Annotated in this window: 6 protein-coding genes and 1 rRNA gene; 4 read left to right on the top strand and 3 right to left on the bottom strand. The window is 66.4% G+C overall.

What is annotated here, in order from left to right; translation table 11 throughout:
- From BVI061214_RS04840 to plsX, 3 genes are all read left to right on the top strand, one after another.
- Positions 1 to 376 (top strand): transposase (locus BVI061214_RS04840; RefSeq protein WP_156303222.1); only part of this gene is annotated, 376 nt, incomplete at its 5' end.
- A 98-nt stretch (positions 377 to 474) separates the two neighbouring features.
- Positions 475 to 807, top strand: a complete 333-nt coding sequence (gene trxA, locus BVI061214_RS04845) for a thioredoxin (RefSeq protein WP_053767495.1) — start codon at positions 475 to 477, stop codon at positions 805 to 807.
- Positions 804 to 1,784 (top strand): phosphate acyltransferase PlsX, encoded by a 981-nt coding sequence (gene plsX / locus BVI061214_RS04850; RefSeq protein ID WP_053767496.1) that lies wholly within the window; start codon positions 804 to 806, stop codon positions 1,782 to 1,784. The genes trxA and plsX overlap by 4 nt, the downstream gene beginning before the upstream one ends.
- Here plsX and BVI061214_RS04855 read toward each other — a convergent pair.
- Positions 1,773 to 2,192 carry an archease gene (locus BVI061214_RS04855; RefSeq protein WP_053767497.1) on the bottom strand — a complete coding sequence of 140 codons (420 nt, stop codon included), beginning with the start codon at positions 2,190 to 2,192 and terminating at the stop codon, positions 1,773 to 1,775. The genes plsX and BVI061214_RS04855 overlap by 12 nt on opposite strands.
- Positions 2,183 to 2,851, bottom strand: coding sequence for a PIG-L deacetylase family protein (locus BVI061214_RS04860; RefSeq protein WP_156303295.1), 669 nt, complete (start codon positions 2,849 to 2,851; stop codon positions 2,183 to 2,185). Before BVI061214_RS04860 ends, BVI061214_RS04855 begins: the two co-directional genes overlap by 10 nt.
- 128 nt (positions 2,852 to 2,979) lie before the next feature.
- On the opposite strand from BVI061214_RS04860, the gene BVI061214_RS04865 reads away from it, so the two are divergent.
- Positions 2,980 to 4,496 (top strand): 16S ribosomal RNA (locus tag BVI061214_RS04865).
- A 121-nt stretch (positions 4,497 to 4,617) separates the two neighbouring features.
- Here the strand turns inward: BVI061214_RS04865 and BVI061214_RS13760 are convergent.
- Positions 4,618 to 4,887, bottom strand: coding sequence for a hypothetical protein (locus BVI061214_RS13760; RefSeq protein ID WP_053767499.1), 270 nt, complete (start codon positions 4,885 to 4,887; stop codon positions 4,618 to 4,620).
- Between the last annotated feature and the right edge of the window lie 274 nt (positions 4,888 to 5,161).

Below are 5,161 nucleotides of genomic sequence, written 5' to 3' on the forward strand. Positions count from 1 at the left end.
CTTGATGGGCCTGCCCGGGGTGGGGCCCCAGGTGGCGGCGGCGGTGCTGGCCCTCCTGCCCCCGCACCTTTGGGGAAGGGCCAAGGCGGCGGCCGCCTACGCGGGCCTGATCCCCGAGCGGGAGGAGTCGGGGAAGAGCGTGGAGAGGAGCCGGCTCTCCCGGAAGGGGCCTCCTCTTTTGCGAAGGAAGCTTTTCATGGGGGCCTTGGTGGCGGTGAGGCACGACCCGGAGATGGGGGCCTTCTACCGTCGCCTGCTGTCGCGGGGAAAGCGCAAAAAGCAGGCCCTGGTGGCCGTGGCCCACAAGCTTCTTAGGCGGATGATGGGGAGGCTAAGGGAGTACTACGCAGGCCAGTCCCTCCAAGGGGTGGCTTGACAGGCAAGACAGTATCAAAGCTAACGTGCGGGCACTTAGTCCCAAAGGGTCGCCTCCCGGGTTTATCCCCGGGGGGTTTTGCTTTAGAGTGAGGGGGTATGGCGAAGCCCGTGGAGGTTACCGACGCCAACTTTGACGAGGCCCTGAGGAACCACCCCCTGGTGCTGGTGGACTTCTGGGCGGAGTGGTGCGCCCCCTGCCGGATGATCGCGCCCGTCCTCGAGGAGCTGGCCCAGGAGTACGAGGGCAAGCTCCTGGTGGCCAAGCTGGACGTGGACGAGAACCCCAAGACGGCCATGCGCTACCGGGTCATGAGCATCCCCACGGTGATCCTCTTCAAGAACGGCCAGCCGGTGGAGGTCCTGGTGGGGGCCCAGCCCAAGCGGAACTTCCAGGCCAAGATAGAAAAGCATCTGCCCGCTAGCGCATGAGAATCGCCCTGGACGCCATGGGGGGGGACCGGGCCCCCCAGGTAACCGTTTTGGGCGCCCTCCTGGCGGCCCGGGAGGGGGTGGAGGTGGTTCTGGTGGGGGAGGAAAGCGCCCTGAAGGCCGAGCTTGCCCGGCACGGGGCGGATCTCCCCATCGTCCACGCCCCCGACCACATCCCTATGGAGGCGCACGCCACCGAGGTGCGCAGGCGCCCCCAAAGCTCCGTCGCGGTGGCCATGGGCCTCCTCAAGGCCCAGGAGGTGGCGGCGGTGGTGTCCATGGGCCACACCGGGGCCACCATGGCCGCCGCCCTCTTCACCCTGGGCCGGGTCCGGGGGGTGGAGAGGCCCGCCCTTCTGGTGGAGTTTCCGAGTCAGAAGGGGCGGACCTTCCTCCTGGACGGGGGGGCCAACGCCGACTGCCGCCCTAGCTTCCTGGTGCAGTTCGCCGCCATGGGCCTGGCCTACGCCGAGGCCAGCGGGGTGGCGGGCCCCCGGGTGGGCCTCCTCTCCATCGGGGAGGAGGAGGGGAAGGGGAACGCCCTGGTTCTGGAAACCTACCCCCTCCTGCGGCAGGCCCTAGGGGAGCGCTTTTTCGGCAACGTGGAGGGCCGGGACATCTTTTTGGGGACCACTGAGGTGGTGGTCACCGACGGCTTCACCGGCAACGTGGCGCTGAAGCTGGCGGAGGGGGAGGCCAAGGTCCTCCTCTCCTGGATCAAGGAGGCCCTCACCTCCTCTCCCTTGGCCCGGCTTGGGGCCCTGCTGGCCAGGGGGGCTTTGCGCCGGGTGAAGGACCGGGTGGACCCCGCCCAGTACGGGGCCATGCCCCTTTTGGGGGTGGAGGGGGCGGTCTTCATCGGCCACGGCTCCGCCGACGAGGTGGCGGTGAAACACGCCCTCCTCAGGGCCAAGGCCCTGGTGGAGGCGGGCCTTATGGAGCGGGTGCGCGGTAGCCTGGCTTCCCTACACGTCTAGGATCACCCGGGCCAGGAAGCGGCCCCCTTCCTGGCGGATGAAGAGGCCGTGGAAGGTGGCGCTCTTGACCTCGCCCTGAAAGCCGAACGCCTCCCGGAAGGGCTCCCCGAAGAGGGTGGCCGTGAGGCGGAAGCCCTCCTCCTTGGGCTCTATGCGGACATTGGCCTTCCCCGGCACGAAGCCCTTGGTCTGGATCAGGTAGATGAGCTCGTTCAGGTAGCGGACCAGTAGGGTTTCCAGGTCCTCGGCTTCCAGGACCACCCGCCGCCTCCTCTTTCCCCCTTGGGGGGGGTTTTGGAACATCACCTGGAGAAGCCCGGCCAAAGCGGCCTGGAAGAGGCCCTCGAGGCTCTCCGCCTCCAGCTCAAAGCCCACGTCCGCCGTGTGGTCCAGGGGCCTCACCACCATGGCCCCTCCCTGGTCCCTTGGCTTCCCGGCAGGTGGAAGGTTTCCGTCCATAGCCGCTCGGGGTGCCGCTCCATGAAGTCCAGGATGGAGAGGGCCTGGGTTTTGTGCTGGGCCAGGGCCTGGAGCTTCCTTTTCAGGGCCCACTCGGGAAGGCGCAGGCGGTGGGTCACGGGGTAGGGGCCCTCGGGGCGCACGAAATAGACGACCCTGGCCAGGCCCGCCGCCGCCTCCTCCACGTAGCGGCTGGTGGCCACGTGGTCGGGGTGGCCGTTGATGCCGTCCGGGGGGAAGGTGAGGACGAAGCGGGGCCTGAGGCCCATAAGCCTCTCCCGGACGGCCTCCTTGGCCTCGGGGTGCTGGGCGAGGCCTTCCCCCGTGGCCTGTCCCCGGGGAGCTTCCTCCGCCCCCTGGGGCAGGGCGTTGGGGAAGGCGAGGGCCTCGAGGTGGTCCACGCCTAGGACCTCCGCCGCCCGCTTGAGCTCCCTCAGGCGCACCTCGGCGAGCTCCTCCGGGGCGCAGAGGCCCAGGGTCCTCCCTGCCTCGCCCCGGGTGAGGGTCAGGATGCCCGTCCTCAGGCCTTGGGCCTTGGCGAGAAGCAAAGCCCCGCCTGCGCCGAAGGTCTCGTCGTCCGGGTGGGGCACCACCACCAGGAGGTCCAGCATGCCCCCATCTTGACAGATGGCCCCCCCTTTGGTACATTCAATGTTGCGCCGGTTGAACCGGCGGGGGATCTTGAAAGCGCGGGAACAGGGCACAAGAGCGACACCCAAACGCCTCAAGGCGTTTTTTGGTGGAGAGTTTGATCCTGGCTCAGGGTGAACGCTGGCGGCGTGCCTAAGACATGCAAGTCGTGCGGGCCGTGGGGTATCTCACGGTCAGCGGCGGACGGGTGAGTAACGCGTGGGTGACCTACCCGGAAGAGGGGGACAACATGGGGAAACCCAGGCTAATCCCCCATGTGGACACATCCTGTGGGGTGTGTTTAAAGGGTTTTGCCCGCTTCCGGATGGGCCCGCGTCCCATCAGCTAGTTGGTGGGGTAAGAGCCCACCAAGGCGACGACGGGTAGCCGGTCTGAGAGGACGGCCGGCCACAGGGGCACTGAGACACGGGCCCCACTCCTACGGGAGGCAGCAGTTAGGAATCTTCCGCAATGGGCGCAAGCCTGACGGAGCGACGCCGCTTGGAGGAGGAAGCCCTTCGGGGTGTAAACTCCTGAACCCGGGACGAAACCCCCGATGAGGGGACTGACGGTACCGGGGTAATAGCGCCGGCCAACTCCGTGCCAGCAGCCGCGGTAATACGGAGGGCGCGAGCGTTACCCGGATTTACTGGGCGTAAAGGGCGTGTAGGCGGCTTGGGGCGTCCCATGTGAAAGGCCACGGCTCAACCGTGGAGGAGCGTGGGATACGCTCAGGCTAGACGGTGGGAGAGGGTGGTGGAATTCCCGGAGTAGCGGTGAAATGCGCAGATACCGGGAGGAACGCCGATGGCGAAGGCAGCCACCTGGTCCACTCGTGACGCTGAGGCGCGAAAGCGTGGGGAGCAAACCGGATTAGATACCCGGGTAGTCCACGCCCTAAACGATGCGCGCTAGGTCTCTGGGTTATCTGGGGGCCGAAGCTAACGCGTTAAGCGCGCCGCCTGGGGAGTACGGCCGCAAGGCTGAAACTCAAAGGAATTGACGGGGGCCCGCACAAGCGGTGGAGCATGTGGTTTAATTCGAAGCAACGCGAAGAACCTTACCAGGCCTTGACATGCTAGGGAACCTGGGTGAAAGCCTGGGGTGCCCCGCGAGGGGAGCCCTAGCACAGGTGCTGCATGGCCGTCGTCAGCTCGTGTCGTGAGATGTTGGGTTAAGTCCCGCAACGAGCGCAACCCCTGCCGTTAGTTGCCAGCGGGTGAAGCCGGGCACTCTAACGGGACTGCCTGCGAAAGCAGGAGGAAGGCGGGGACGACGTCTGGTCATCATGGCCCTTACGGCCTGGGCGACACACGTGCTACAATGCCCACTACAGAGCGAGGCGACCTGGCAACAGGGAGCGAATCGCAAAAAGGTGGGCGTAGTTCGGATTGGGGTCTGCAACCCGACCCCATGAAGCCGGAATCGCTAGTAATCGCGGATCAGCCATGCCGCGGTGAATACGTTCCCGGGCCTTGTACACACCGCCCGTCACGCCATGGGAGCGGGTTCTACCCGAAGTCGCCGGGAGCCTTAGGGCAGGCGCCGAGGGTAGGGCCCGTGACTGGGGCGAAGTCGTAACAAGGTAGCTGTACCGGAAGGTGCGGCTGGATCACCTCCTTTCTAAGGAGCATGAAGCCCGTTCCCGCGCTTTCAAGCCCCGCCAAGCCGGCGTAAGAAACCCCCCGTTAGGGGGGTTTTTCTTTACCCCCTCCACAGGAGGGGGGCTTTTTACGCACCCCGCTTAAAATCCCCGGACGTTCAGGAAGGGCTCGGGGTGGGGTGGCCCGAGGTGTTGGTCTAGGAAGGTGGTGGTGGGGGCGCCGATGCGCGCCACGCCCCAGGGGATGGTCTCCCCATAGGCCTTAACCTCCTGGTCGGGGCTCAGGGCGTAGACCCGGGGGTCCTTGGCCAGGCGCTCCGCCTTGGCCGGGGAGAGGTTGCGGTTCCTTCGGCCCCCTATGCCTGGTAACTTTCCCAGGAACCTTTTGCCGGGGTCCCCATGCTGGCGCAAGCCAGCATGGGGTGGTGTCAAGCCCTATAGTGACAGGACTTTACCCACATCTCCGTTTCGTGGTAAATCTCCCCTTGCGGGCGCAGCCCGTATCTGGTACCGGGGGTGATCCATGGACATGCTCAAGGTGGCCGAGGCCAGGCTCCAGGAGTTCACGGGCCGTTTTGCGAGCGTTTTCCCCCGATAAGCGCCTCCACCGACGGTTTGAAGAGGTGGTGCGGGGCGCCTTGGCCGCAGGCTCAGCCCGGGTGAGCGAGATGGTGGCCTCGCTCCC

The organism is Thermus aquaticus (genome assembly GCF_001280255.1).
Lineage (GTDB): Bacteria > Deinococcota > Deinococci > Deinococcales > Thermaceae > Thermus > Thermus aquaticus.

What these genes read in the sequence shown, in the direction of transcription:
- trxA (WP_053767495.1), top strand. Translation starts at nt 475, where the DNA reads ATGGCGAAGCCCGTGGAGGTTACCGACGCCAACTTTGACGAGGCCCTG.
- plsX (WP_053767496.1), top strand. Translation starts at nt 804, where the DNA reads ATGAGAATCGCCCTGGACGCCATGGGGGGGGACCGGGCCCCCCAGGTA.
- BVI061214_RS04855 (WP_053767497.1), bottom strand. Translation starts at nt 2,192, where the DNA reads ATGGTGGTGAGGCCCCTGGACCACACGGCGGACGTGGGCTTTGAGCTG.